We start from the raw sequence: 24239 nt of genomic DNA on the forward strand, positions 1-24239 counted from the left end.
CATGTCAGAAACCTTGTTGCCCAGTGCTTTTACCGAGCTGGAGCCTTACGCCCGAATCTGGTGCCTGGCCACCGAGACCGAGCGGTGGAACAAGCGAGTGAACAGCAGCATGGCCGACATGCGTGAGTTCTACGACGCGTTCTTCCCGCGACTCGAGGAAGCCATCGAGTACTGCGACAAGTTCCCCCTCGACGACCTGCCCGACGACGCGCTCAACCTGCTGCACCTGATCTATTCGCTGATCATGGTCGCCATGGCGGTGGAGATCATGCACCAGCCGCTCCCCACCGACGCCGCGGACGCGGTCATGATCCGCACCGACGAGCCGGTGCCCTGATATTCGCTCAGAAAGGACAGACGATGAGTCTGCTGACCATCACCAAGCTCAGCGAGTCCGTCGGCGCTGAGGTCACCGGCCTGGACGCCACCCACCTGGCCGACAACGACGCGATCGGCGACGCAATCCTGGAAGCGTTGGAGGACAACGGAGTCCTGGTCTTTCGCGGGCTCAATCTCTCGCCCGAAGACCAGGTCGTGTTCTGCCGTCGGCTCGGCGAAATCGATCACAGCTCCGATGGCCACCACCCCGTCGCCGGCATCTATCCGATCACGCTGGACAAGTCGAAGAACGCCTCGGCGGACTACCTGAAGGCGACGTTCGACTGGCACATCGATGGGTGTACGCCCATTGGGGACGACTACCCGCAAAAGGCCACCGTCCTTTCAGCGATTCACGTCGCCGAAAGGGGCGGCGAAACCGAATTCGCCAACTCCTACGCCGCCTACGACGCACTGACCGACGAAGAGAAGGAACGATTCGCCACGCTGCGCGTCGTCCACTCCCTGGAAGCATCTCAACGGCGAGTCACGCCGAATCCCAGCCCGGAACTGTTGGCACGGTGGCGCTCTCGTCGTACCCACGAACACCCCTTGGTATGGACACATCGCAGCGGCCGCAAGTCCCTGGTGCTGGGCGCGTCCGCCGACTACATCGTCGGCATGGACCTCGACGAAGGTCGTGCCCTACTCGACGAGCTGCTGCAACGAGCCACGGTGCGGGACAAGGTGTACAGCCATTCCTGGTCGGTCGGCGACACGGTGATCTGGGACAACCGCGGGGTGCTGCATCGGGCGGCACCGTACGACCCCGACTCGCCGCGCGAAATGTTGCGCACCACCGTGCTCGGCGACGAACCGATCCAATAGTCCGACGTGAAGCCGACTGACGAAGTAGCGCTGTTCATCTCGACAACGCGCGCCTTTCTCGACCGCCACGCGACGATAGGACACCAACGGGCGTTGCATGCCGAAGACCGCTGCGTCGACGCGCAGTGGTGGCGGCAAGCCGCCGAGCTCGGCTGGGCGGGACTGCTGGTGCCCGAGGAACTCGGCGGCGGCAACGTCTCGGGCAGCGGCTTGCATGATCTGGCGGCAGTGGCCGAACAACTCGGTCACACCGTGGCGCCCGGACCACTCCACCCGGTGAGCACGGTGCTGGCGGGGCTGGTCGACGCCGACAACCGCAGCGAGCACGCCGACACCATCCACGCACTCACTTCCGGTCAGGCGGTGGCGACGTGGGCGGTCGACGAACCCGGTCGGCAATTCAGTCCGCAGCGGCCCAGCTTGACCGCGACACCGACCGCCACCGGTTACCGCCTCGACGGCGTGAAAGACCGAGTGGAAGCCGGCGCGCAGGCCGATCTCCTGCTGGTCACGGCCCAAGCCGACGACGGCCTGCGCCAGTTCCTGATTCCCGCCGACGCGTACGGTCTGTCCCGGCACCCGCGAGGCAACATCGACTTGGTAAAGCGTTACGCCCGAGTTGAATTCGACGCCGTCACGGTCGACAACAGCGCGGCCGTAGGCTCCGTCGCACAGACGCCCGCGCTGATCGAACGGCAAAGCCATGTGGCGATGCTTCTGCAGTGCGCCGAGACCGTCGGCATCCTGGACACCGTGCTCTCGATGACCCTGGACTGGGCGCGTGATCGCTACAGCTTCGGCCGTCCGCTGGCGTCCTACCAGGCGATCAAGCACCGCCTGGCCGACAAGACCATGTGGTTGCACGCGTGCAGGGCCGTAACCGCCGGCGCGGTCGACCGGGTGGCCGCCCGAGCCAGTGATGCCGGGGTGTGGGTCAGCGCCGCGAAGTCCTACCTCGGGGAGCATGCCGGTCCGCTCGTCCAGGACTGCGTGCAGTTGCACGGCGGCATCGGCGTCACCTGGGAACATGATCTGCACCTGTTCTTGAGACGGATCACCCTGTATCGCAACATGTTCGGTACCCCATCCGAGCACCATCAAGCGATCTATCGGCAGGCCAGACCGGGCGGTCCGGCCGCATGACCGAATCGGTAGAGGAATTCGCCGCCCGCGCACGAGCCTGGCTGGACGACAACATGCCTCGCCTCGAGCCAAATGTCGTGCCCAGAGCCGGCCGCGACGACGAAGGCGCCTGGCAGCGCGCCCGCGAACTGCAGCAGCGCCTGTACGCCGGGGGATTCGCCGGAATCTGTTTCCCGCGTGAGTACGGGGGCCTGGGCCTGGACGTCGCCTACCAGAAGGCGTTCGACGCCGAAGCCGTCGACTACGAGATGCCCCTCATCCTCAACGTCCCCACGTTCACCATCTGCTGTGCGACCCTGCTCGACGCCGGCACCGAAGCGCAGAAGCGCCAACACATTTCGGCGGCACTGCGGGGCGAGGAAGTGCTCGTGCAGTTGCTCTCCGAACCCGGCGGCGGATCGGATCTCGCCGGACTGATCACCCGCGCCGAGCGTGACGGCCAGCATTGGGTCATCAACGGCGCCAAGACCTGGAGCACCAGCGCCTTCGCCGCCGATTACGGACTGCTACTGGCGCGTACCGACCCCACCGTGCCAAAACACGATGGGCTGACCATGTTTCTGGTGCCCGTGCACGCACCCGGTGTGACGCTACGGCGGATCGAGCAGGTCGACGGTTCCAACGAATTCTGCGAGGAGTTCTTCGACGGTCTTCGCGTCGATGACGCAGCGGTGGTGGGCGAGGTCAACAAGGGTTGGGACGTCGCCGGGCGACTGTTGTTCCACGAGCGCCGCGCCGTAGGGCAGGGCTCGGAGTTCGCCAGTGGCCGCGGGCGCGAACGCGCCGAGGATTCCTACGCCGACTTCTTCGCCCTGGCGGACGCCGCCGGGCTGGCCGACGACCCGTTGACGCAGGACAAAGTAGGCCGGGTCCTGGCCCGGCGGATGGTGCGCGACTCCCTGGTCGAATACGTCTCCGAGGCGATGCGTGCGGGTAACTTGCCGCCGGCCGCGGGTTCGATCATCCGGCTGTTCCACTCCGATGTGACGTTCCTGCAGGTCGATACCGCCATGGAGATCGCGGGCCCGCTCGGCGTCGTCGACGACGTCGATCAGCTGCGGAAGGCCGGCCAACGGTACCTTTCCCGGCAGACGGTCGCGCTCGGCGGCGGCAGTGACGAGATGGCGCGCAACGTGATCGGCGAACGTGTCCTCGGTTTGCCGCGGGAGTACGCCGCGGACCGCGGTGTGCCGTTCAACCAGGTGCGACACAATGCGGCCAAAGGTGCTGCCGGACAGCCCTGATCGGCAGTGCAATACTGCGAAGTATGAGTCCTGCGGGTGTCGCGCGAGTCTGGCCGGCTATGGCGGCGCTGGCCTTGACCGTCGTCGTGCCGTCCCAGGCCGCGGGCGCGGAGCCGCGGTACGGCGTACATGGATTCGTCCTGCAGCCCGGCGGCAACTGGACGTTCTGAACCCGCCATCGCCTATGGACATGACGAACGGTCTCGACGTACGCGGACGAGCCATACAGGACGGGGAGTTGGCGGCCTGGCTGGCCGAGCACAGCTTGGGTAACCGGTTCGGCCTGGCGGTCGTCGGAACCGGCACAACCTACGGCGCCAAAGCCGTTGCCCTGGCGATCGTTGCCGCCGACGGAGAGGGCCGATACATCGACGTCGATGGTCTGACACCCGACGACGAGGCAGCATTGGCGTCGTGGTTTGCCGACCCGGGCCCGCCCAAAGCGATCCACGAGGCAAAGCCCGCGATGCACGCTCTCGCGGGCCGTGGCTGGACCCTGCGTGGTGTCACCTCTGATACCGCGTTGGCGGCTCACCTGCTGCAACCCACGAAACCGGGTGCGGGTTTGAACGACTTGCTGATACGTCACATGCGTTGCGCATTGCCGGCATCGCAAGACAACCCGGTGCAGGCGCTCATTTTGCGGGCGTGTGCCGTGCTCGACCTGGCCGACGTATTGGACGAGGAATTGGCGCGCAACGGCGCGTTCGCGCTGCTGAGCAGGGTCGAGTTGCCGCTGCAGCGTGTACACGCCGATTTGGAGATCACGGGTGTTGCGGTGAATCGCGCCGCGTTGGTTGCAGCGCGCGGACGGGCCCACGTCGACGAATTGCTCGATGCCATCGCCGCGGACGGGCGCATCCACGCCGCATCGCAATTCGATTTGTCCAGCGGGCCGATCCGTGAGGCGTTCGTGGCGGGTGACGGCTTTGCGGGACTGATGACGGCCCGTTATGGCGAAGCTGCGGTCGATGCCGTCAAGATGGCGATCATCAACCTCGACCAATCGATCACAGAGGCTGGATTGACGTCACGCCTGGTTCTGTTGGCGGGAAACGAGTTGCTCTTTGAGGTGGCCAACGGCGAGCCCGACGAATTGGAGTCGCTGGTTCGCGAGCACCTGGGCGAGCTTGAGGTCGCCGTCGGGGTCGGCCCGAGTTGGGCTGCGGCAGCGCTGACGAGCCTATAACTGTGCAGGCGCTGTCAGTCGAGCGCTCCGGCCGCCAGCGCGGCCGCGTTGATCTTCGTCAGCACCTCGCGCAGGTGGTCCAGCTCGGCAAGGTCCACCCCGAGCCGTTCGACCACCGCGGGTGGAACCTTGACCGCCTGCCGACGCAGAGCGCGACCCTTCGATGTCAGCTCCACGTGAGTGGTGCGTTCGTCGGCCGCGCTACGCGTGCGCTTGATCAACCCTTGCGCCTGCAGGCGCTTCAGCATCGGTGACAAGGTCGCCGAATCCAGCTGCAGCGCCTTTGCAATATCCTTGACCGACAACGGATTTCCATCTGACTTGGCGTTGTCCCAAAGCGCCAGCATCACCAGGTACTGCGCATGGGTCAACCCCAACGGTTCCAGCAATGGCCGGTAGACCGCGAGCACCGCGCGATTCGTGACGGCCAACGCGAAGCAGACCTGACGCTCCAACGACAGCGGGTCAAGGTCGGTACTAGTCGAAGAATTCGACATGTCGGGTACCGGTATCAGAATGGACTGCTGTTCGCTTGCCACTCGGCCGATTCGGGGCGCGGCCCGTAGCGGCGGGCGTAGTCCTCGTGAATGTGGGCTTCTTTCTGCCGCTTGATCACGTCGACGAGGTTCGGGTCCAGACCGTGTTGCAGGAGCCGGTGGCGCCGCCAGATCTTGTTCAAGGCCATGGCCATCAACAATGCCCAGATGTAGAGCGGCGCTGTCATCTCCGTGTGTACATAAAGTGACGCGGGCAACAACCAGAACGGCGCGAGGATGAAGAGCGGAGGTATTGCCCACCGGATCATGTGACGGCGGACGGCGCCGTGACCCGCGAGGTCATTGGCCACCCACTCGCGCATCGAGGGGGGCAAGCACTTTCCATACGAGTAAGCGATGTATTGCCAGAGGTTGGGGCGATCCGCAGCCATGCTTACATCGTATCCAATTAGTTAGTGCACTAACTATGTCAGCCTCGTCACACCTTGCGCGCGCAACTAATGGGGGCACTTACAGTCGAATGGTGACGATCGCCTATGACGAGGCACTGCGCGAACGGATCCGGGTCCATTTGGCAGGCCACCAGCGGCGCGCAGTGAGCGACCCGACCAAGCGGCATGCCGCGGTCGCGGTGGTGCTCGTCGATTCCGAACTCGGCGAGGACAGAGTGGATCCGGCGAACGTGGACGACTGGAATGGTGGACGGCCCTTGCCGGCATGGGGCTTGGACGGTCGGATGGTCGACGTGTCAGGCGGCGCCGCATTCCTATTGTGTCGCAGAACATCTCGCCTCAACTCGCATCCGGCACAGTGGGCGCTGCCGGGTGGCCGCCTCGATCCCGGGGAAACGGTGATCGACGCCGCGCTGCGCGAACTCGACGAAGAGGTCGGCGTCAGGCTGCCCGACTCGACCGTGCTCGGCCTCCTTGACGACTACCCGACCCGCTCTGGGTACGTGATCACCCCGGTGGTGATTTGGGGCGGCGGTCGGCTCGATCTGTACCCCGCGCCCGACGAGGTCGTAGCGGTGTATCGAGTCGGGTTGCATCAACTGCAACGCGACGATTCGCCGAGGTACATCAGCATCCCGGAAAGCCCTCGTCCGGTGGTACAGATTCCGTTGGGAAACGACCTGATTCACGCGCCGACGGGAGCCGTGCTGCTGCAGCTGCGGTGGTTAGGCCTGGAAGGTCGTCATGACCCCGTCGACCACCTCGAGCAACCAACCTTCGCCTGGAAGTAGGGTCGCTACGCCGCTATCAGCTTGAGCGGCAGGGATTCGTGCCGGCGGATGATGTTGTTGAGTGCCCACACCGGCTCACCGGTCACTTCGATTCGGTCCACACGCTCGATCAAGGCGCGCAGGATGGCGGCGGTTTCCATGCGTGCCAGCCCCTGGCCGGCGCAGGCGTGGGTCCCATTGCCGAATCCGATCTGACGGCCGGCGTCTCGGCGGATGTCGAAGGTATCGGGGGCGTCCCATTCGTCTTCGTCGCGGTTGGCCGAGGCGTAGATGACCAACAGGCGCGACCCGGCAGGTATTGTGGCGCCGGTGATTTCGGTGTCGACGCGAGCCTGACGAGCGAAGGCGCGGATCGGCGACTCGTAGCGGATCACTTCGTTGATTGCGTTCGGAATCAGCGCGGGCTCGGCCTTGAGCAACAGCCACTGATCGGGATGTGTGGCCAGCAGATAGAGCGCATTGGAGATCGCGCTGATCGTCGTGTCCAGGGAGGGCGCGATGTAGTCGATCATCAAGGCGGAACACTCGGCGTGGGCGAGCCTGCCCTCGTCGGCGGCGCAGAGCAGTTCGTGCGCCACACTCCCGTGCAGAACATTGCGTTTACGCACGACGCGATGGGAGAACCGCAGCATCTGCAGGCTGCGTGGAATCGCCTTGACAGCTTGCCAATTGGCTGGGCCAAGGATGTCGAAAGTGGCGCCGCCCCAGGCGATGAGATTTGTACGTTCATCCCGCGGCCAACCGACGAGATCGGGAACGATGGCCAGTGGCAGCGCCGTGGCCAGGTCGGCGACGCCGTCGACGGTGCCGCGTCGCAGGGCGGCATCCACAACGGCGCCGGCCTGCCGGTCGATGGCTTCGTCGACCGCACGTAGCGCCCTGGGTAACAATCGGTGCGCGAGAAGTTTGCGTCGTCGATCATGTTCTGCGCCATCACTATTGAGGGTGGTGCCGCGTGAGAGCCGGTTGCTGAGAGGGTTGAGGGCGACGCCCCTGCCGGAGATGAACACGTCGTCGTTGCGCAACGTGGCCTTGCATTCCGCATAGCGAGGCAGTGCGTATACCCGGTGTCTGGTCAGCCACACCACCGGACCGAGCTCGCGTAGCCGCCGGTAGTGCGGATAGGGGTCGAGCAGGGCATCGGTGGTGTAGATGTTCGGGCGATAGGTCGCAATACCGTCGAGGGCGGCCCTGCCCATATGGACTCCCAACTCGGGTACGCGAAAGTTTCTGACGAAATCGTCACATACTCGGCTTGAGGGGTCAATAGTTTCTGACGAAATCGTCATAACTACCAGAAGGTCCGCCGCATTGTCGGGCCGCGGTGCGACAATCTGGCGGTGAAGATCGCGACCGTCGGCGTCCACGTTCTCGACGTTCACGTGATCGGCATCGAGTCCATACCGGACGGGTCCACGGGTGCCCTGGTGGAAACCATCGCCTTCTCGGCGGCGGGCACCGCCGGTGGCACCGCCGTCGTCCTGAGCCGGCTGGGTGCCGAGGTGCACACCTTCGGCGCCATTGGCGGCGACGCCATCGGCCAGAGCCTGGTAAACCTGCTCGCCGCCGAGGATGTCGACACCCGTGGTCTGGTCGTCAAGCCGGGCACCCAAACGTCGTCATCGGTGATACCCGTGCGGCCCAACGGTGACCGACCCGCGTGGCACTGCGTCGGCGCAAATGGCCAGTACAGCGTGGACGACTTCAAGCCGGACGCCCTGGACCAATTCACCCACCTCCATCTCGGCGGACCCGAGTTCCTGGGTGGTGCGGCGGCCGGCAAACTGCTCGCGTCGGCACGCTCAAATGGCCTCACCACGTCGGTCGACATCCTGGCGGCCGGCGACCCCGGCACCCTCGAGTGGATCGCGGAAGCCTTGCCCCACACGGACTATCTGCTGCCCAATGACGAGCAGGTGCGCGGGTTCACCGGCGCCGAGTCACTCGTCGACGGCGCACGCGCCCTCATCGACCGGGGCGCCGGCTGCGTCGCCCTCACCTGCGGCGGCGAGGGGGCAATCGTCGTCACCGCCGACGAGGTCGTCGAAGTCCCCGCATACGCAATCCACGTCGTCGACACCACCGGTTGCGGCGACGCCTTCTCCGCCGGGTTTCTCATGGGTCGATCGCTGGGCCGCGACCTGCGCGCCGCGGCGCAACTCGGCTGCGCCGTCGCGGCCCACGTCGCGCAGGGCATCGGCACGGGTGCCGGACGCTACGACCTCGCTACCGTCGAGGCGTTCGCGTCGTCGGCGCCGACGGCTCAGTGACTCACGGCAGGCGTGACGTCGACGAGTCCCGACAGGGCCGAGGGCAATGGCCCAACATGCAGCACGCCGAGGCGTTGCGTCGCGCGCGTCAGCGCGACATAGAGCTCGGCGGCACCCCGCGGGCCTTCGGCCAGGATCCGTTCCGGTTCCACCACCAGGACGGCGTCGAACTCCAGCCCCTTTGTTTCCGACGGGAGTATCGCACCGGGCACCCCGGCCGGACCGATCACCACGCTGGTGCCTTCCCGGCCGGCTTCGTCGCGGACGAATTTCTCGATGGCAGTGGGTAGTTCGCGCTCGGTGACCCGCTTGGACCATGGTGCGACGCCACCCGCGCGTACGGATTCGGGCGGCTGGACTCCCGGCGCGAACTCGGCGAGCAGCGCGGCGGCGACGGCCATGATCTCCGCAGGGGTGCGATAGTTGACCGACAGCGACCGGTAGACCCACCGATCCGCCGCATACGGTTGCAGCACGGCGTCCCAGGACCTCGCTCCGGCCTCCGACCGGCGTTGCGCAAGATCGCCTACCACAGTGAAGGATCGAGCCGGGCAGCGTCGCATCAACACCCGCCAGTCCATCTCCGACAATTCCTGTGCCTCGTCGACCACCACGTGCCCGTACGTCCAATTCCGGTCTGCCGCAGCACGTTCGACAAGATCGCGGGTATCCCGCTCGGCGAAGCGTTCCGCCAGGTCCGCACCGTAGATCAGGTCGGTGGCGAGCAGGCGGTCTTCGTCGTCCATCAGGTCCTCGCGGCTGAGCATGAGGTCCAGCACGCCGGCGGCGTACTCGGCTTGGGCCTGCCGCTCCTGTTCGGCCGCTTCGTCTGCCGCCCGATCGCCGCCCAACAGATCGACGAGTTCGTCGAGTAGCGGTACGTCCGACACCGTCCAGGCCAGGCCATCGGCACGTTCGAGGGCGGGGTCGGCGCCGGCCGCCCGCAGTCGCTCGGGCGATTCGTACAACGTCGACAGCAGGTTCTCCGGCGTCAGAATCGGCCAGAGTTCGGCAAGCGCGGCTTTGAACTGGCGGTTGCCGGCGAGCTCCTCAATCAGGTCCTCGCGCAATTGTTCCCAAGCCTGTTTGTCCTTGCGGCTCAACCAACCACGTCCGATCCGGGCGATGGCCCGTTCCGTCAGCACGTAGGTGACGATCTCCCGAAACACCGAGCGCGCATCGTTGTGCGGCAGGCCGCTGTCCCGCGCCTCCTGCCTAGCCCACTCCGCGGTCTCGGCATCGATGTGCACCGTGACGTCCGACAGTTCGATCGGCAGCGGTTCCTCGGGTAGCCGCTGCCGGTCGGCGATCGCCGCCGCGAGCACGTCCAACATCTGTAGCGAGCCCTTGAGTCGCGCCACTTCCGGGCTGTCCTCGGCGGTGATGTGCAGTCCGGGCACCAGGTCACCAATGGTCATGAACACCACCTCGGACTCGCCCAATGACGGCAGTACCCGGTCGATGTAGTTCAGGAACGCCTGGTTGGGGCCAACCACCAGCACCCCTTGCCGCTCGAACCGGTCCCGCTGCGTGTACAGCAGGTACGCGACGCGGTGCAGCGCCACCACCGTCTTGCCGGTGCCCGGTCCACCCTCGATGACCAGCACCCCAGCGTGATCGAGCCGGATGATCCGGTCCTGTTCGGCCTGAATCGTCGCCACGATGTCGCGCATGCCGTCACCACGTGGCGCATTGACCGCGGCGAGGAGCGCCGCGTCGCCTCGTTCACCGTCCCCGGGGCGGCCGAACACCTCGTCGGTGAAGTCGAGTATGCGCCGCCCCCGCGTGTGGAACTGGCGGCGCCGCCGCATGTTTTCCGGGCTTGCGGCGGTGGCGATGTAGAACGCTTGCGCCGCCGGTGCCCGCCAATCCAGCAGCAACGGTTGGTAGTCGTTGTCCTCGTCGAGAATGCCGATGCGGCCGATGTACAACCGCTCACACGTTTGAGTGTCCAGCCGGCCGAAGCACAATCCGTTGTCTGCCACATCAAGCCGTCGTACGGACCTGGCAAGGGCGCGGACCTCGCTGTCTCGTTGCACCAAGGTCCCGCCATCCATCTTGTCGATGGGGCTCCCCAATGCCTCCTGATAGCTGTTCTTCAGCCGTGTGCGCTCGGCGTCGAGGCGCGCGTAAAGGTCGGCCACGTAGTTTTGTTCGGACCGTAATTCGTCCTCGTAGTTATGAGTTGACACGTCTCCCTCTTGGTCCCCCTCGCGGCGCGGTTTCCGCCTAGGCCAGCGATTGTGCGGTATGACCCCGGCCTTGCCGCAAGCCCCGGTCGCCGTTATACGCTGGAAGCGACAACACGAAATGTCCTTCTCAGCATCCCACCGCCGCAAGGCGTAGTGTCCACGACAATGGACCTTGACCGCATCACCCACCCGCTGCGACTGGCCCGGGGATCTCATCAGCCAGGGTCGGGCAAGGGGTGCGCGATGAACGTCATCTCCTACATCAACGGCGACGAGCAGATCACCGACTTCCCGGCGACGACGGCGCGTCCGTTGGCCTCCTTCGTGCAGCTGTGCAACGACCAGTTGGCCGGACCGGACGGTTACCTATCGCCCGAAGACAGCCTGCTCGTGCTTGACCTGGCTTGGCTGACGATAGGTACCGCCTCACCGACTGCCGATGTTGCCGACACCGTGATTCACGCCTGGGTGTCGAAGCTGCTCATCAGTCCGCCTTGGGGTGTGATCCGCTACGCTGAAAACGCCGCCGCGCAGGTCATTTCCGACATCGCCGAGCTGCACCGCAAGTTCGTCCCCGGCGCCACGCCGCCGATCGCCTTATGGGACAGCACAGCTCGCGCCGCACGAGAGATCAGCGCCGCGATGGAGCCGTGCGCCCAGCGGTATGCGGTCCGGGCGGCCTACCAGTCGACCTCGCTCATTCACACCGATGATTGGGGCACCCTCGACGCCGTCACCGGCAATGCGCTGCGCGCGCACCGGCTGGCCCACTTGGAGGGCGGCGCCGCCCAGATCGTGGATGTCACCCGCAATGCCATCCGATCGTGGCGCCGCCTCGCCGGTTTGAGCGTCGTCGGCGATGCGAAGCGCAAAGATGTTGCAGCTTAACGCAACTGGGTGTAGCTGCGCCTGCGTCAGGCTTGCCCTCAGGTCGAGGCGCGGACGATCAGTCGGGCGATGTCCGCCGGTTCCGGCGCCGGTGGCGCGGGATAGCCCAGCTCGCTGACCAACGCAGCGATCGCCGCGTCGGCCACGGCGACGGGGTTGAACTCCACCGTCGTCAACGGGGGTGAGCTCAGGGCTGCCATCGGGGTGGCGTCGACGCCCATCACGGCAAGGTCGTCGGGACAGCGCAAACCCGCTTCGCGGATGCCGTACAGGACCAGGCAAGCAATCTCGTCGCTCTGCGCACACACGGCGGTGACACCGTCGCGCACCCAGTCGGTCACCACCTGAGCTGCGTTGTCTTGGGTGACGTCGGCTACCTGGACCGGCGGGAGACCGCGAGCCTCGGCCGCTCTGGTGACACCTTGCAGCCAGTAGTCACCCAAGGGGCGCCATCGTTTAATTCCTGTGTAGGCGAATGCAATTCGCTGGTGACCACGAGACGCGAGGTGCTCGACCCGCAGTTCGCCGACCGACAGATGCGGATCGCCGAGTGCCGGCAAGGCCCCGATCTCGATGTGCGGTATGGCGGCCGACCGCACCATGTCGAGAACCTTGGCGCTGAGCGGAAAAAGGCTGGCGATCGCGACGGGGTCAATGTTCTTGATCGCGTCGATGACGTGCTGATCGTCCTCGGTCTCGAAGATCTGCACCTGCAGCAACCCACGGCCCGCCAATTCGGTCGTCATCCGGCTTCCGGCCTGCATCGGCATTTCGCCCACCGCCACCCGTGGAACGATGTAGAGCACCACCCCGCTCTTACCCCGAGCCAGGTTGCGGGCGGCGAGATTGGGTCGGTAGCCGAGTTGTTCGGCGGCGCGGTAAACCGCCTCCCGGGTCCGCCGCGAGATCTTCTTGCCCTCTGCCTCGTTCAGGACGTAACTGACCGTGGCTGTCGACACGCCCACAAGGCGGGCCACATCGGCATTCGTCGGTCGCGTCAGCTTGTTCGCACTCGACGCGTCACCCTCCGAACCGGCCATGCCTCATCGTGGCATGGCCGCTATCGAATTGGCAGTCCGGTCAGCGCTCGCGAGATCACCAGACGTTGGATTTCGCTGGTTCCTTCGAAGATCGTGAAGATCTTCGCGTCGCGGTGCATCCGCTCCACCGGGTAGTCGCGGGTGTAGCCGTTGCCGCCCAAGATCTGGATCGCTTCGTCGGTGACGTACACCGCGGTCTCACTCGCCACCAGCTTGGCCATCGAACCTTCGGCCGCGTCGAAGCTCTGGTTGTTGCGCGCCATCCAGCCGGCCCGCCACACCAGCAGCCGGGCCGCGTCGATGCGGCACTTCATGTCGGCCAGCTTGAATGCCACCGCCTGGAATTCGCCGATCTTGCGGCCGAATTGCTCACGCTGGCAGGCATATTCGAGGGCGTACTCGTAGGCGGCGCGCGCCACCCCAACGGCCATCGCGCCGACGGTGGGCCGGGTGCGTTCGAAGGTCTTCAGCGCTGCCTGCCCACGCGCCGAGGCGCCGGACTTGACCCGCGCGATGCGGGCCTCGAACTTGTCGCGCCCGCCCAGAATCATGTCTTCCGACAGCCGCACGTTGTCGAGCACCACCTCGGCGGTGTGCGAAGCGCGAATGCCGTGCTTTTTGAACTTCTGCCCCTGGGACAAACCCTCCACGTCCGAGGGGATGACGAAGGTGGCCTGGCCGCGGGTGCCGAGCTCGGGATAAACCGATGCCACCACGATGTGCACGTTGGCGATCCCGCCGTTGGTCGCCCACGTCTTGGTGCCGTTGAGAACCCACTCTTTCGTGGCCTCGTCGTAGCGGGCGCGAGTGCGGATGGCACCGACGTCGGAACCCGCGTCGGGCTCGGAGGAGCAGAAGGCACCGAGCTTGGGATCGTCCGGGGTGCCGAACATCTCGGGCAGCCAGCGCCCGAGCTGTTCGGGTGTCCCGTTGCCGGCCAATGCCGCCGCGGCCAGACCGGTACCCATGATGGACAGCGCGATGCCGGCGTCGCCCCAGAACATCTCCTCGAACGCCGCGAGCATGCCCAGCCCCGACTCCTCGGCCGCCTGCTGCACGAAGAAGTCGGGCGAATACAGGCCCACCTTCGCCGCCTCCTGGATGATCGGCCAGGGCGTTTCTTCGCGCTCATCCCATTCGGCCGCCGCAGGGCGGATCACCTCGGCCGCGAACTTGTGAACCCAGTCCCGGACCTCGATTACGTCGTCGCTCAGCTGCAACGAGAACGTCATTGCTCTTCTCCTGAATTTGATTGGTTGGTCAGCAGGCTGACCGTCTGGTGCACCCATGCTTCGAGATAGCGGTTTTCGTCGATGTTTCCCGGCAGCCGGCCGGTCAGTGCTTGGAGCGTGGCGGCATAGGACAGTGCCCCGATCGCGACGGCCGCGGCGGCTTCGGGGTCCGGGATGTTGGTGCGGCCCCGCTGGTTCGACGCTTTCAGCTCGTCGGCGAACCGTTGATAGGCGTTGTCCGTGATGACCTGCCAGGTCTTCTGGTCGAGGTCGCCGAGTTCGTCGGGCTCGCGCAGCATGACCTTGAGCAGGTCTTCGCTCTCCTTGAGGTTGCTCCAGATCAGCTGACCCGCGGTGCGGACCGCCTGTTCCACATTGCCGGGTCGGCCCGCGTCGAATTGCTCCCGTGCGGACACGATGCTGTCGATCCGGTAGGCAACCGCCGCTTCCAGCAGCTCTCGCTTGGAGGCGAAGTGCTTGTACAGCGCGCCGGAACCCGGTGCCAGACCGGAAGCCCGCTGGATGTCGGCGACCGACGTCGCTGCGTACCCCTTGGCGGCAAACAGCTTCAAGGCTTCGGCCAGGAGCCGGTCGCGTCCCGACGTCTGCATGGTGAGAGAGTACTCACTCACTAGGTTGGCGACCAAATCGCCGGCTCGCGGCAGCCCTAGAAGAAGAAGCCGGCGAACGGCGCGTCGGGGACCGTGAACAGGCGATCGGCCACGGCGACCGCGCCGGGGTCGGCGGCGCGGGCCAATCCGGAAAGGGCCAAACTCCGCCAGGTCGCGCCACCGAGCAGCACGGCGCCGAGTCCTTCGATGTCGACCTCGAGTTGCGCCGGCCGGTCCGTCGGCTCGGCTCCGCCACCGCTGACCGCGAAGGTAGCCGAATTATGAGGCAGGAGAGGGTCATTCACCGCGATGGTGACGGACCCGCCATCGGCGTAGCTGCGGACGGCCAGAGCCGCCGGGGCGTCGATCACCCGCAGCCACGTTTCGTCATGCACCGCTACGAGTTTCGCGGCTCGGCGGTCGGCCAGCAGATAAGGCAGCGGATCGTCGACCGGCAGCATCCAGAACGTCACGCGATCGATGAGGTCGAGATCGAGCAGGAAGCGCAGCAGACCGAGATAAGCCTTGGTAGTGGGTGCGAAGAAGTCCTCGACCGCGATCGTACGCTGATCGCTCACGAACCAGGTTTCGGTGTCGACGGGTCGGTAACGCGCGAAGCCCGACTCGGCTCCCGGCTCACCGTGTACCGCGATATATGAAGGGCCAGGCGAAGATTCGGTGCGTAACCGCAGGCTCTGCCACCAAACCCGTGGGCGGTCGATGGTTCCCGGCCGCGCTGACCGATGCTCGGCATAGATTCGAGGCAGCAGCTCCCATGCCTCGTCGGGCTCGATGAGCCGCACCGGCCCGCCGGTCCCCACGCCGGGGCGCAGCGCCGCGCGCGCCGTCCGAACCTCGACGGTCTGCGCCGAACTGGCCACCCCGTAGCCGTAGCGGCCATAGATCGTCGCCTCCGATGCCCGCAGCGTCGCGACGACCTCTCCCCGCGCGCTCATGTCGCGCAGCTGATGACGGACCAGTTCGGTGGCGATACCGCGCCGGGTGAAGGACGGCAACACCCCGATGTGCGTCACGGCCGCATGGTTCACGAGCTCCCCGCCGGGAAGTGTCAATCGGCTGGTCTGGGCATCGGCGGTGCCCACGAGTTTCCCGTCGACGAAAGCCCCGATGGTGCGGCCCGGTTCGAGCAGCGAAGTGATGACGTCGGGCGACAGGTTGGTCAGTGGTGGCAATCCAACCATCGCGGTGCGAAACACCTTGAGCGCGGCGACGAGGTCTTCGGTGCTGTCGAGAACCCGGATCTGCGTGGTCATGGGACCATCATTCAACGGGGGTTCTTTTCACCCGCTTCCACCGCCACCGACAGCCTGTTCTCGGCCGGCGCCACCGGGCATGTTGCATAGTCGGTGAACGAGCACGGCAAGTTCGACGCACGGTTGAAATCAAGTATCACGGACCCGTCGTCGCCGGGCTCGCCGATCGACAGTGAGCGGGCACCGGGATAGGTCGTCACGTCACTGGTGGCGTCGGTGAACAGCACCTGCAGCGGCCCGTCGGCTCCGCCGAACGCGATGAGCTGCTGCGCCGCACCGGCTAGTTCGAAATCGATGACGCCGACCGCGTTGAGGTGATGCTCGAGTCCTTCCACGACGGCTCCGGTCGTGACCGTTCTCGGTTCGTCGTACCGGGTGAACTTGCCCGCGACACGCCATTTTTCGCTCGGTGGGTAGCTGGGGATGCCTTGGTACGTCCGGAGATGGGGAGAGTTCGGGTCATGCACCCGCAACGCGGCCGAGCCGGTTCGCCGGATCACCTCGATCCTGCGTTCACCGATGTCGACGAGCAATCCGGGTGCACCCTCGACGGGTTCGAGCTTTTCGGTTCCGTCGAGCCCCCGCACGTAGACAGCGTCGGCATCCGCGCGCCATTGGCCGGGAAGATCCGCGACCACCTCGAATTCATCTCTGAGCCAATACAACCCGGTCAGGCTCACCCAACCGAGCGGGTCGGCGAAGTAGCGTTCACGATCCGCGTGCCAGCGGTTCCAAGCTGTTTCGAACGTCTCGGTTGCCGTGTCTGCTGTGGTTGTCATTGTCGACGACACCTTTCTGTGCGACGAGAGGACGGCTTTTGATGCGCTGACGCAGAACGGGTGCCACGTCGGATTGGAACAGTTCGAGGCTACGACGGTGTTGCTGGGGCGTCACCCCGTCGTTGTCGGCGCTGAGGTGCATCACCTCGTGACCTAGTTGCTCGTGATAGCGACCCACTTTGTCGATCACCTGCTCGGGGCTCCCGACCAAAGCAGAGCTGCGTTCGATGAAGTCCTCGATCGTATGGAAGACCGCGGGGAGTCCGCCGCGGCGCTGCGCCGCCAACCGAGCCTCGAACGCGGGCCGGTACGCGGCCACGGCGTCTTGCGACTTCTTGGTGATGTAGAAGCCCGCCGTCCCGGCGCCGACCAGTGCGTCCTCGGGCCGTCGACCGTAGAACTCCCACCGGTCCCGGTAGTGACGAACAAGTTCGGCATAGGGCTCGACGGGGTAGCTGACATTGGCGGAGAAGATCGGGTCGCCGTGGCGGGCGGCAAGGTCGACGGAATCCTTGCTGGTCGCACTGCCGTGCCAGATGCGAATTCGGTCCTGTAAAGGCCGGGGCAGTGTCTTGGCGTGGACCAGTGGCGGGCGGAATCGGCCGGACCACGTCACGTCCTCGTTTTCCCAGAGCAAGCGAAACAGCTCGTAACCTTCGCGGTTGCGGTCCCACTGGTCTGCCGCGGTCACGTGAAACAGCTCGGCCTGCGCCGTCCCGTTGCCTTTGCCGATGATCAGCTCCAGCCGTCCACCGGAAAGGTTGTCCAGCGTCGAGTAGTCCTCGAAGGCGCGGACCGGGTCGAGCAGGCTCAGCGTGGTTACCGCGGTGAACAGTCCGATCCGCGAGGTGCGCGCCGCAATGTTGCTCAGCACCACCGGCGGGGATGACGAGATGAAAGGATCTTCGTGACGCTCGCCGACGGCGAAGCCGTCGAAATTCAATTCCTCGGCGAGGACCGCCTTTTCGAGCACGTCGCGCAGCCGATCGGCCGGACTCTTCTTCGAACCCGTGACCGGGTCCGGAAGATGGGTGATCAGCGTTATCAGCAGAAACTTCATAGGGGGCCAAATCGGGTGGCTAAACGGAATTGTCGAACTAGACGAACCCTGAGCCCGCCGGCTTCATTCCCGACGCGGGCTTGCCAGGTTCTTACACGGTCACCGAGCAACTTATAGGCTGTCACCGCTGCGGTGTCTGGCACGCCGCGAACGTGACGGAGGGACGCTGCCCAAGTGAGACCGGCATCAGGTGGAGACACGCAGTGGTAGCCGTGTCGGTGCTGGTGCTCTCGGGTAAGGGCGGGACAGCAAAAACGCTCTGGCAGATGATGCTGGCAGGGGAGGCCTCGCGGGCCGGCATCTCCACCCTCCTGGTCGACGCGGATCCGGAGCGGAATCTATCCAACCACTTCGGGGTGTCACAGCACTCGACCGGCCTGGGTTCGGTGCTGGAGGAAGCCGGCATCAGCTTCTGGGGGAAACCCGAACAGGGTGCAAAGCGAATCGACGAGGAAATCATCGACACCAAGTGGCCCAATGTCGATTTGCTGCCGGCCGGCGCTTCGCTGGGCCGCGTCGCCAACATCGGGGTGTCTGACACCGGGCTGTTGCGCGCGATCTTCACCGTCGGCGGTATTTACGATCGCTATGAACTTGTCCTGATCGACACCGGCGGGCGCACCGGTTCGCTGGAAGCTCTGGCAATGCATCTGGGTGACGTGGCGTACGCGCCGATCACCCCCACTCGTGACGCGGTCCGCAAAGCCATCGAGGCACGCAACAGGGTGGAGCGCATCCAACAGACACATCCGCTCAAATGGTGTGGGGTCGTATTGTCTGCCTTTGACACCCGCATCGGCATCGAGCAGTCGATCCGGGAGCAGGTGTACCGGGAGTTCGGCGACGAGGTCCGTGCCGAGGTGCCGCGGCGGGCGGTCGTCAACGAGGCGTTCCAACTCGGCCATCGGCTCGGTGATTGCCACGACGCCATCGCCAGAAACCTTGCGCGAGTCTTCCGGGAGTTTCTGGAACGCGACCTGATGGGTAAGCCCGCGCCCCAGTAGTTCCGGGATCGGCACGACCAGGCTCGTTCGAGACGGAGGTGACGATGCCTGAACAAACGACGGACCCGGTCCGGTTGCCGCCCGGTCCGGCCCTGCCCAGATTCGTGCAGGCAATCGGATTCGTGGCTTCGCGGCAGCGAGGGCTCGTAACCCTGCAACGGCGTTGGGGCGACGCCTTCACCCTGCATCTGCCGATCATCGGTCCGGCGGTGGTCATCAGCGATCCGGCGTTGATCAAGGACCTGTTCACCGGCGGCAGTGAGCTACTCAGGCGGCCCGGCAACCTGGGCAAAATCCTGGGGCCGGGGTCGACCTTCAGCCTCGACGGCGCGGAACACCTGCGGCGACGCAAACTTCTGGTCCCGCCCTTTCATGGCCGCAGGATGACCGGCTACGAGTCCATCGTCGAGGAAGAAGTGCTGCGCGAGACGGCCAACTGGCCCGAAGGCCAGGAGTTTGAAACTCTGCAGCCGATGATGCGCATCACGCTGAATACCATCTTGCGCACCGTGTTTGGGGCGCAGGGAGCAGAGTTCGATGAACTCCGGGAAATCCTGCCGCGGTGGGTGACGTTGACTTCGCGGATGGCCGCGCTGCCGCCCGCGCTACGACGAGACTTCGGGCCCAGAAGTCCCTGGGGTCGGGCGGTCCGATACCGGCGACGGTACGACGACATCGTTGCGTCGCTGATCCGTCAAGCACGAAAGGGCGCCGAAAAACGCGGTGACGTGCTGGCGCTGCTGCTTGCCGCCCGCTACGAGGACGGCTCGCCCATCGCCGACGAGCATGTCGGCGACGAGCTGTTGACCCTGCTGGCCGCCGGCCACGAGACGACGGCGACGACCCTGGCGTGGACGGTGGAACGCATTCGGCGTCACCCGCGGCTGCTGGCCCGGTTGGCTGAGGAGGCCGACGCCGGCGGTTCGCGTTTGCGTCAGGCCACCATCTGGGAGGTCCAGCGCACCCGTCCGGTGATCGAGGCCACCTCCCGCATGACAAATTCCCGGATACGACTGGGCCCGTGGGTGATTCCGCCGGGGTACGCGATTGTCGCCAGCGCAACGCTGGTGCATGACTCGGAGACGAACTTCACCGACGCGACGAGATTCGACCCCGATCGCTTCCTGGACCGCCCACCGGACAACAACACATGGATTCCTTTCGGCGGTGGTGTCCGGCGCTGCATCGGAGCCGCGTTCGCCAACATGGAAATGAACGTGACGTTGCGAACTTTGTTGCGCGAGTTCGAATTCGCCCCCACCGATGCTCCCGGCGAGCGTACCCATCTGCGTGGCGTCGCGACGGCGCCCGCCAAAGGTGGTCGTGCCGTGGTATACCGGCGCGTCAGCGGCGCGCCCGGACGGGCCGAGGCGGATGTCCATCGGGTGCCGTCATGAACTGTGTTCGCGGGTGCCTCACTGCCTGACCCGTCCATCGGGCAAGGGCCGTCAGCCATCCGCAGCGGTCGGCCGAGTGGCCGGCCCAGGCGATGTAGCCGTCGGGTCGAATCAGCACCGCCGGGCCATCATCGGCGCGCTCCGCCTGCAGCAGCCCGGCGACATCGATCTCGTCGGCGCTGTGCTCACGCACGAATACAAAGCCAGGATCCACCCGCTGCAGCACGCTGATTCGGTTGTGGGTCAGTGGAATCTGCGTTCCACGGGTACCGACCAACCGATGATCGCCGCGGCGGCGTCCATACCGCAACGTCGTCCCGGCCAGGCTGCCCGCGATCATGTCGCGGGCCCGGGGTATCCGAAGCAGCCGAGGCACCAGCAGGTTTCGAACGCCACGCGCCAACCGCGGATGAAGGGTGATGCCGCGCGCCAACATGCCGGATTGCAACAGGACCCGCTCACCGATCGGATGACGTTCGTCGTGGTAGGTGTCGAGCACGGCATCGTCGGCGCCGCTGAGAACCGCGTCGATCTTCCAGGCGAGGTTGGCCGCGTCCTGGATACCGGTGTTCATGCCCTGCCCGCCCATGGGCGAGTGCACGTGTGCGGCATCACCGGCCAGAAATACTCGATCATGCCGGTACCGCGTGACTTGTCTTTCATCGCAATGGAATCGGGACTTCCACTCCACCTCGAGCACGCCCAGGTCGGTTCCCATGGCCCGGGCGAGGATTCCTACGACCTCGTCCCGATCCACCGGCTCGCTGTCGGGTACTTGGTGGTGGCGGTCCCAGACCATCGTCCGGTACCACGAGCCGTCCGCGTCGTGGCGGTGGTACGGAGCCAGCAACGCGAACACGTCACGCGTGCTGCCGACCCGCAGGCCGCCGTCGGCGGGCCCATGGGCGAGCTTCACGTCGGCCAGCACGATGGACGACAGGATCGTCTTGCCGGGAAAATCAGCACCGACCAACTCGCGCACGGTGCTGTGCGCGCCGTCGGCGCCGATGACGTACTTGGCCCGCCAGCGGTCGTGCCGTGTCGTCACGGTCACGCCGTCCGCGTCTTGGCTGAGCCCGATGACCTCGACGCCGCGCTGGATGTCGGCGCCTTGCTCGACGGCGTAATTCGCCAGTGCTCGGTCCACATTGGACTGCGGGGTGACCATCACGAATTGGTACGGCGAGTCGAGGTGGCTGAGATCGATACGGCCGCCGGAAAATACCGTGACTTTCGGTGCCCTGTGCGAGTGCGCCAACAGATCCTCGGCGAGCCCGCGGGCATCGAGCACCTCAAGCGTGCGGGCCATGGTGGCGAAGGCGCGACTTGCGGGGTGGGGGGCGGGCCGGCGCTCCAAGACGGTGACCGAACGGCCGGCGCGAGCAAGGTCGCCCGCGGCGGTCAGTCCGGTAGGCCCGGCGCCGACGACGAGAACGTCCACAGTGTGAGTGGTCATCGTGCCGTCTCCTCCGGTTGTGGGTACCAACGACGGATGTCCTCGGGTGTTGCGACGGCCGCACGGTTGAAGACGAAGCGGCACTCGGGCGAAGTGACGTGGGCGGCGTTGACGATCGACTCGAACAGCAACGTGTTGTTCGCGACGAGGCGCACCCCGCGCCGATGAGCACCGCGTCGTAGCGCTTGGCCTCCAGCCATCGCCTGGCTTTGTCGGCGCCCGCATTGCCGAAGTCGACGAGGCAGTTGTCGACGAGATAGCCGGCCGCGCGCAACGCCGCGACGTTGTCGTCATTGGCGGCGCGAAGCTTCTCCTTGGTCAGGCCGGGGAACTGAGCGAAGTCGGGCGATGAGCAATCGATCACGTCGGGGTCGAGCCCGATTTGGATGGCGGTAACGGTCATGGTTGCGGCCTCCGCAGAAGTTGAGTTCAACAACTGTTGAAATCAACGCTAGACCCCGACATTGATAGTGTCAACAGTTGTTGAATACACTGCCGGGTATGCCCGCGAAAGTGCGTGACGGCGAAGCCACCCGCGCGACGATTCTGGCGGCCGCGCGGTCGCAGTTCGGCAACCAAGGCTTTGAACGGACGACCATCCGATCGGTCGCATCGGCGGCGGGTGTCGATCCGGCGCTCGTCATGCACTACTTCGGCAGCAAGGCGGATTTGTTCGCCGCGGCTTCTCGGTTGGATATCACTTTCCCCGATCTGTCTGCCGTGCCACCGGACCGGATCGCCGACGTGTTGCTGCCGTTGTTCGTGGCGGTCTGGGGTCCGGACGGGCCGTTTCTGCCGTTGCTGCGTGCGGCCGCCACCAACCGGGCGGCTACGGATGCACTGCTTGGGGTGTTCGTCGAACGGGTCGCACCCGCCCTCGCCGCGGTTGTCCCCGACCGTGCCGCTGAGCGCGCCGCCTTGGTGGGATCTCAGGTGCTCGGTCTCGCAACGGCGCGCTACATCCTGTGCATCCCGGCGCTCGCGCAGATGGATGACACCGAGCTCATCGAATGGCTGCGACCGGTGCTGGCTCGCTACCTGGTAGGACCCGCGCCCCAACTCGCCAAGCGAATGTCGAAGTGACTCAGGTCTGGGGCGGCCAGCATCGAGGTCAACGTCGCACGGTCATATGGCCATAGATCGACGGTGTTGTTCTCGGTGAGGTACCAGGAATTGCATCCGGTGTTCCACACCGTGGGTCCCATGGCCTCGGCCACTTCAGCGTTGAACTCGTCGGTCGCCTCCTCGGTCACCTCGATGGAGGACGCTTTGCCGTCGCGGAGCATGTTCAGGAAGTGGACGATGTAGTTCGCCGTTCGTTCGGCCGAGTATTGCAGCGAGATGGATCCGGTCGGGGAGTTGGGCCCCAGCACGGTAAACAGGTTGGGAAATCCGGGAATTGCGGTCATTCGATAGGCCCGCGGCCCGCTGGCCCAGGCCTTGTCGATGCTGAGTCCGTCACGCCCGGTGATCTCCATGGGCCGCATGTAGTTGTGTGACTGGAACCCGGTGGCCAAGACGATGACGTCGGTTGGCCGGTGCCTGCCGTCTGCCGTCCGAATCCCGGCGGGCGTCACTTCTACGATAGGGTCGGTGACCAACTCGGCGTTGTCGGATTGAATTGCCCGGTAATAGTTTCCGGAGACGACCTGCCGTTTGCACAGCGGCTGGTAGTCGGGTGTCAGCCGCCTTCGTAGTGCGTCATCGCGCACCTGCAGACGCAGACACAGCCGGGCGTAGTCCTGGACCGCGCGCCGTCGCCACGAGGGCCGGGTGGCGACGTCGGCCAGGATTCCGGACACTCGCAGCAGGGTTCGATACAACTGACCGTGAGCGGCCGGAAAGCGCCTGAGCAGCGAGGTGACGCGCGCACCCTGGCGCAACGACATTGGCGCCCAAAGGATCCATTGGGGTGAACGGACATAGTGCGCAATCGACGCGGCTTGCGGTTGCAGCGCGGACACGACCTGCACGCCGGTGGATCCGGTGCCGATGACGGCGACATCCTTTGCGGTCAGGTCGAGTTCGTCGTCCCAGCGTGCGGTGTGCACAACCGGGCCGTTGAATTCGTCCAGGCCGGGGATGTCGGGAATGGCCGGATGATGGAGCACTCCCGTCGCACACACGACGACGTCGGCCTCTAGTTCCTCGCCCGTGGCGGTGGACAGCGTCCAACTCGCCGTTTCTTCAAACCATTGTGCCGCAACGACTTCGGTGTTCAACCGGATGTGATCGCGCAACCCCAGGGATTCCACGACATCGCGGTGGTAGCGCTGGATGTCGGCACCCTCGGCGAATAGGTGCGACCAATCGGCCTTGGGCGCAAATCCGAATTGGTAGAGCTGAGAGGGCACGTCACAGGTGAGGCCAGGATAGCGATTCCAGTGCCACACCCCGCCCACGTCGGAGCCTTTCTCGAGCACGGTCACGTCCCTGAATCCGCGTCGGGTAAAGACGTAGAGCGCGGTGATGCCGGCCAATCCGGCGCCGATGACGACGATCCGCGGACTCATG

General features: G+C 65.5%; 24 protein-coding genes and 1 pseudogene. 12 read left to right on the top strand and 13 right to left on the bottom strand.

The genetic code is table 11. From position 1 onward, the window contains the following. Position 1 precedes the first annotated feature (1 nt). The 6 genes and pseudogenes from BST27_RS08690 to BST27_RS34985 all read left to right on the top strand — a co-directional run. Positions 2-337 carry a hypothetical protein gene (locus BST27_RS08690; protein ID WP_069420485.1) on the top strand — a complete coding sequence of 112 codons (336 nt, stop codon included), beginning with the start codon at positions 2-4 and terminating at the stop codon, positions 335-337. Between the two features lie 23 nt (positions 338-360). After that, on the top strand, positions 361-1206 hold the full coding sequence (locus tag BST27_RS08695) for a TauD/TfdA dioxygenase family protein (protein ID WP_069420486.1): 846 nt from the start codon (positions 361-363) through the stop codon (positions 1204-1206). Positions 1207-1212: 6 nt separating this feature from the next. Continuing rightward, positions 1213-2349 carry an acyl-CoA dehydrogenase family protein gene (locus tag BST27_RS08700; protein WP_069420487.1) on the top strand — a complete coding sequence of 379 codons (1137 nt, stop codon included), beginning with the start codon at positions 1213-1215 and terminating at the stop codon, positions 2347-2349. Next, positions 2346-3593, top strand: coding sequence for an acyl-CoA dehydrogenase family protein (locus BST27_RS08705; protein WP_069420488.1), 1248 nt, complete (start codon positions 2346-2348; stop codon positions 3591-3593). The genes BST27_RS08700 and BST27_RS08705 overlap by 4 nt, the downstream gene beginning before the upstream one ends. A gap of 23 nt (positions 3594-3616) precedes the next feature. Further along, on the top strand, positions 3617-3763 hold the full coding sequence (locus BST27_RS32330) for a hypothetical protein (protein WP_156789282.1): 147 nt from the start codon (positions 3617-3619) through the stop codon (positions 3761-3763). Between the two features lie 17 nt (positions 3764-3780). Continuing rightward, positions 3781-4377, top strand: a pseudogene (locus BST27_RS34985) (DNA polymerase I); the annotation flags it as partial. A 419-nt stretch (positions 4378-4796) separates the two neighbouring features. Here BST27_RS34985 and BST27_RS08715 read toward each other — a convergent pair. Together BST27_RS08715 and BST27_RS08720 are read right to left on the bottom strand one after the other, a co-directional pair. Next, on the bottom strand, positions 4797-5279 hold the full coding sequence (locus BST27_RS08715) for a MarR family winged helix-turn-helix transcriptional regulator (RefSeq protein WP_069420533.1): 483 nt from the start codon (positions 5277-5279) through the stop codon (positions 4797-4799). Between the two features lie 14 nt (positions 5280-5293). Continuing rightward, a complete protein-coding gene (locus BST27_RS08720) occupies positions 5294-5710 on the bottom strand; it encodes a DUF5313 domain-containing protein (protein WP_069420490.1) in 417 nt (138 codons plus the stop codon). Positions 5711-5802: 92 nt separating this feature from the next. On the opposite strand from BST27_RS08720, the gene BST27_RS08725 reads away from it, so the two are divergent. After that, positions 5803-6522, top strand: coding sequence for an NUDIX hydrolase (locus tag BST27_RS08725; protein ID WP_069420534.1), 720 nt, complete (start codon positions 5803-5805; stop codon positions 6520-6522). Between the two features lie 5 nt (positions 6523-6527). Here BST27_RS08725 and BST27_RS08730 read toward each other — a convergent pair whose 3' ends face one another. Next, a complete protein-coding gene (locus BST27_RS08730) occupies positions 6528-7721 on the bottom strand; it encodes a cytochrome P450 (RefSeq protein ID WP_069420491.1) in 1194 nt (397 codons plus the stop codon). Between the two features lie 141 nt (positions 7722-7862). Between BST27_RS08730 and BST27_RS08735 the strand changes: the two genes are divergently transcribed. Further along, positions 7863-8792 (top strand): carbohydrate kinase family protein, encoded by a 930-nt coding sequence (locus tag BST27_RS08735; RefSeq protein ID WP_069420492.1) that lies wholly within the window; start codon positions 7863-7865, stop codon positions 8790-8792. On the opposite strand, the gene helR is transcribed toward BST27_RS08735, so the two are convergent. Then, positions 8786-10984, bottom strand: coding sequence for an RNA polymerase recycling motor ATPase HelR (gene helR / locus BST27_RS08740; RefSeq protein WP_069420493.1), 2199 nt, complete (start codon positions 10982-10984; stop codon positions 8786-8788). The two genes, BST27_RS08735 and helR, sit on opposite strands and share 7 nt — an antisense overlap. A 165-nt stretch (positions 10985-11149) precedes the next feature. Here helR and BST27_RS08745 point away from each other — a divergent pair, with 165 nt between their 5' ends. Next, a complete protein-coding gene (locus BST27_RS08745; RefSeq protein ID WP_069420494.1) occupies positions 11150-11872 on the top strand; it encodes a hypothetical protein in 723 nt (240 codons plus the stop codon). Between the two features lie 38 nt (positions 11873-11910). Here the strand turns inward: BST27_RS08745 and BST27_RS08750 are convergent, their stop codons facing one another. The 6 genes from BST27_RS08750 to BST27_RS08775 are packed head-to-tail and all read right to left on the bottom strand — an operon-like array spanning position 11911 to position 17868. Next, positions 11911-12912, bottom strand: a complete 1002-nt coding sequence (locus BST27_RS08750) for a LacI family DNA-binding transcriptional regulator (protein WP_069420495.1) — start codon at positions 12910-12912, stop codon at positions 11911-11913. Positions 12913-12932: 20 nt separating this feature from the next. Then, positions 12933-14144, bottom strand: coding sequence for an acyl-CoA dehydrogenase family protein (locus BST27_RS08755; protein ID WP_069420496.1), 1212 nt, complete (start codon positions 14142-14144; stop codon positions 12933-12935). Next, the gene (locus BST27_RS08760) at positions 14141-14755 is read right to left on the bottom strand and encodes a TetR/AcrR family transcriptional regulator (RefSeq protein ID WP_069420497.1); all 615 of its coding nucleotides are present in this window, start codon (positions 14753-14755) and stop codon (positions 14141-14143) included. Before BST27_RS08760 ends, BST27_RS08755 begins: the two co-directional genes overlap by 4 nt. A gap of 56 nt (positions 14756-14811) precedes the next feature. Beyond that, on the bottom strand, positions 14812-16029 hold the full coding sequence (locus BST27_RS08765) for a GNAT family N-acetyltransferase (RefSeq protein ID WP_069420498.1): 1218 nt from the start codon (positions 16027-16029) through the stop codon (positions 14812-14814). 11 nt (positions 16030-16040) lie between these two features. Then, positions 16041-16808, bottom strand: a complete 768-nt coding sequence (locus BST27_RS08770) for a DUF1684 domain-containing protein (RefSeq protein ID WP_069420499.1) — start codon at positions 16806-16808, stop codon at positions 16041-16043. Next, a complete protein-coding gene (locus BST27_RS08775; protein ID WP_079219791.1) occupies positions 16738-17868 on the bottom strand; it encodes an LLM class flavin-dependent oxidoreductase in 1131 nt (376 codons plus the stop codon). Before BST27_RS08775 ends, BST27_RS08770 begins: the two co-directional genes overlap by 71 nt. 203 nt (positions 17869-18071) lie before the next feature. Here BST27_RS08775 and BST27_RS08780 point away from each other — a divergent pair, with 203 nt between their 5' ends. Further along, positions 18072-18872 carry a ParA family protein gene (locus tag BST27_RS08780; protein WP_069420500.1) on the top strand — a complete coding sequence of 267 codons (801 nt, stop codon included), beginning with the start codon at positions 18072-18074 and terminating at the stop codon, positions 18870-18872. Between the two features lie 44 nt (positions 18873-18916). After that, the gene (locus tag BST27_RS08785; RefSeq protein WP_069420535.1) at positions 18917-20269 is read left to right on the top strand and encodes a cytochrome P450; all 1353 of its coding nucleotides are present in this window, start codon (positions 18917-18919) and stop codon (positions 20267-20269) included. On the opposite strand, the gene BST27_RS08790 is transcribed toward BST27_RS08785, so the two are convergent. Further along, entirely contained in the window at positions 20217-21725 is a 1509-nt protein-coding gene (locus BST27_RS08790) for an FAD-dependent oxidoreductase (protein ID WP_069420501.1), read from the bottom strand. The two genes, BST27_RS08785 and BST27_RS08790, sit on opposite strands and share 53 nt — an antisense overlap. Beyond that, positions 21722-21925, bottom strand: coding sequence for a hypothetical protein (locus BST27_RS33570; RefSeq protein WP_232007342.1), 204 nt, complete (start codon positions 21923-21925; stop codon positions 21722-21724). Before BST27_RS33570 ends, BST27_RS08790 begins: the two co-directional genes overlap by 4 nt. A gap of 301 nt (positions 21926-22226) precedes the next feature. Here BST27_RS33570 and BST27_RS08800 point away from each other — a divergent pair, with 301 nt between their 5' ends. After that, a complete protein-coding gene (locus BST27_RS08800; RefSeq protein ID WP_069420502.1) occupies positions 22227-22808 on the top strand; it encodes a TetR/AcrR family transcriptional regulator in 582 nt (193 codons plus the stop codon). Here the strand turns inward: BST27_RS08800 and BST27_RS08805 are convergent. Beyond that, on the bottom strand, positions 22760-24238 hold the full coding sequence (locus tag BST27_RS08805) for a flavin-containing monooxygenase (protein WP_069420503.1): 1479 nt from the start codon (positions 24236-24238) through the stop codon (positions 22760-22762). The two genes, BST27_RS08800 and BST27_RS08805, sit on opposite strands and share 49 nt — an antisense overlap. Position 24239 lies beyond the last annotated feature (1 nt).

The organism is Mycobacterium intermedium (assembly GCF_002086275.1).
GTDB classification, from domain to species: domain Bacteria; phylum Actinomycetota; class Actinomycetes; order Mycobacteriales; family Mycobacteriaceae; genus Mycobacterium; species Mycobacterium intermedium.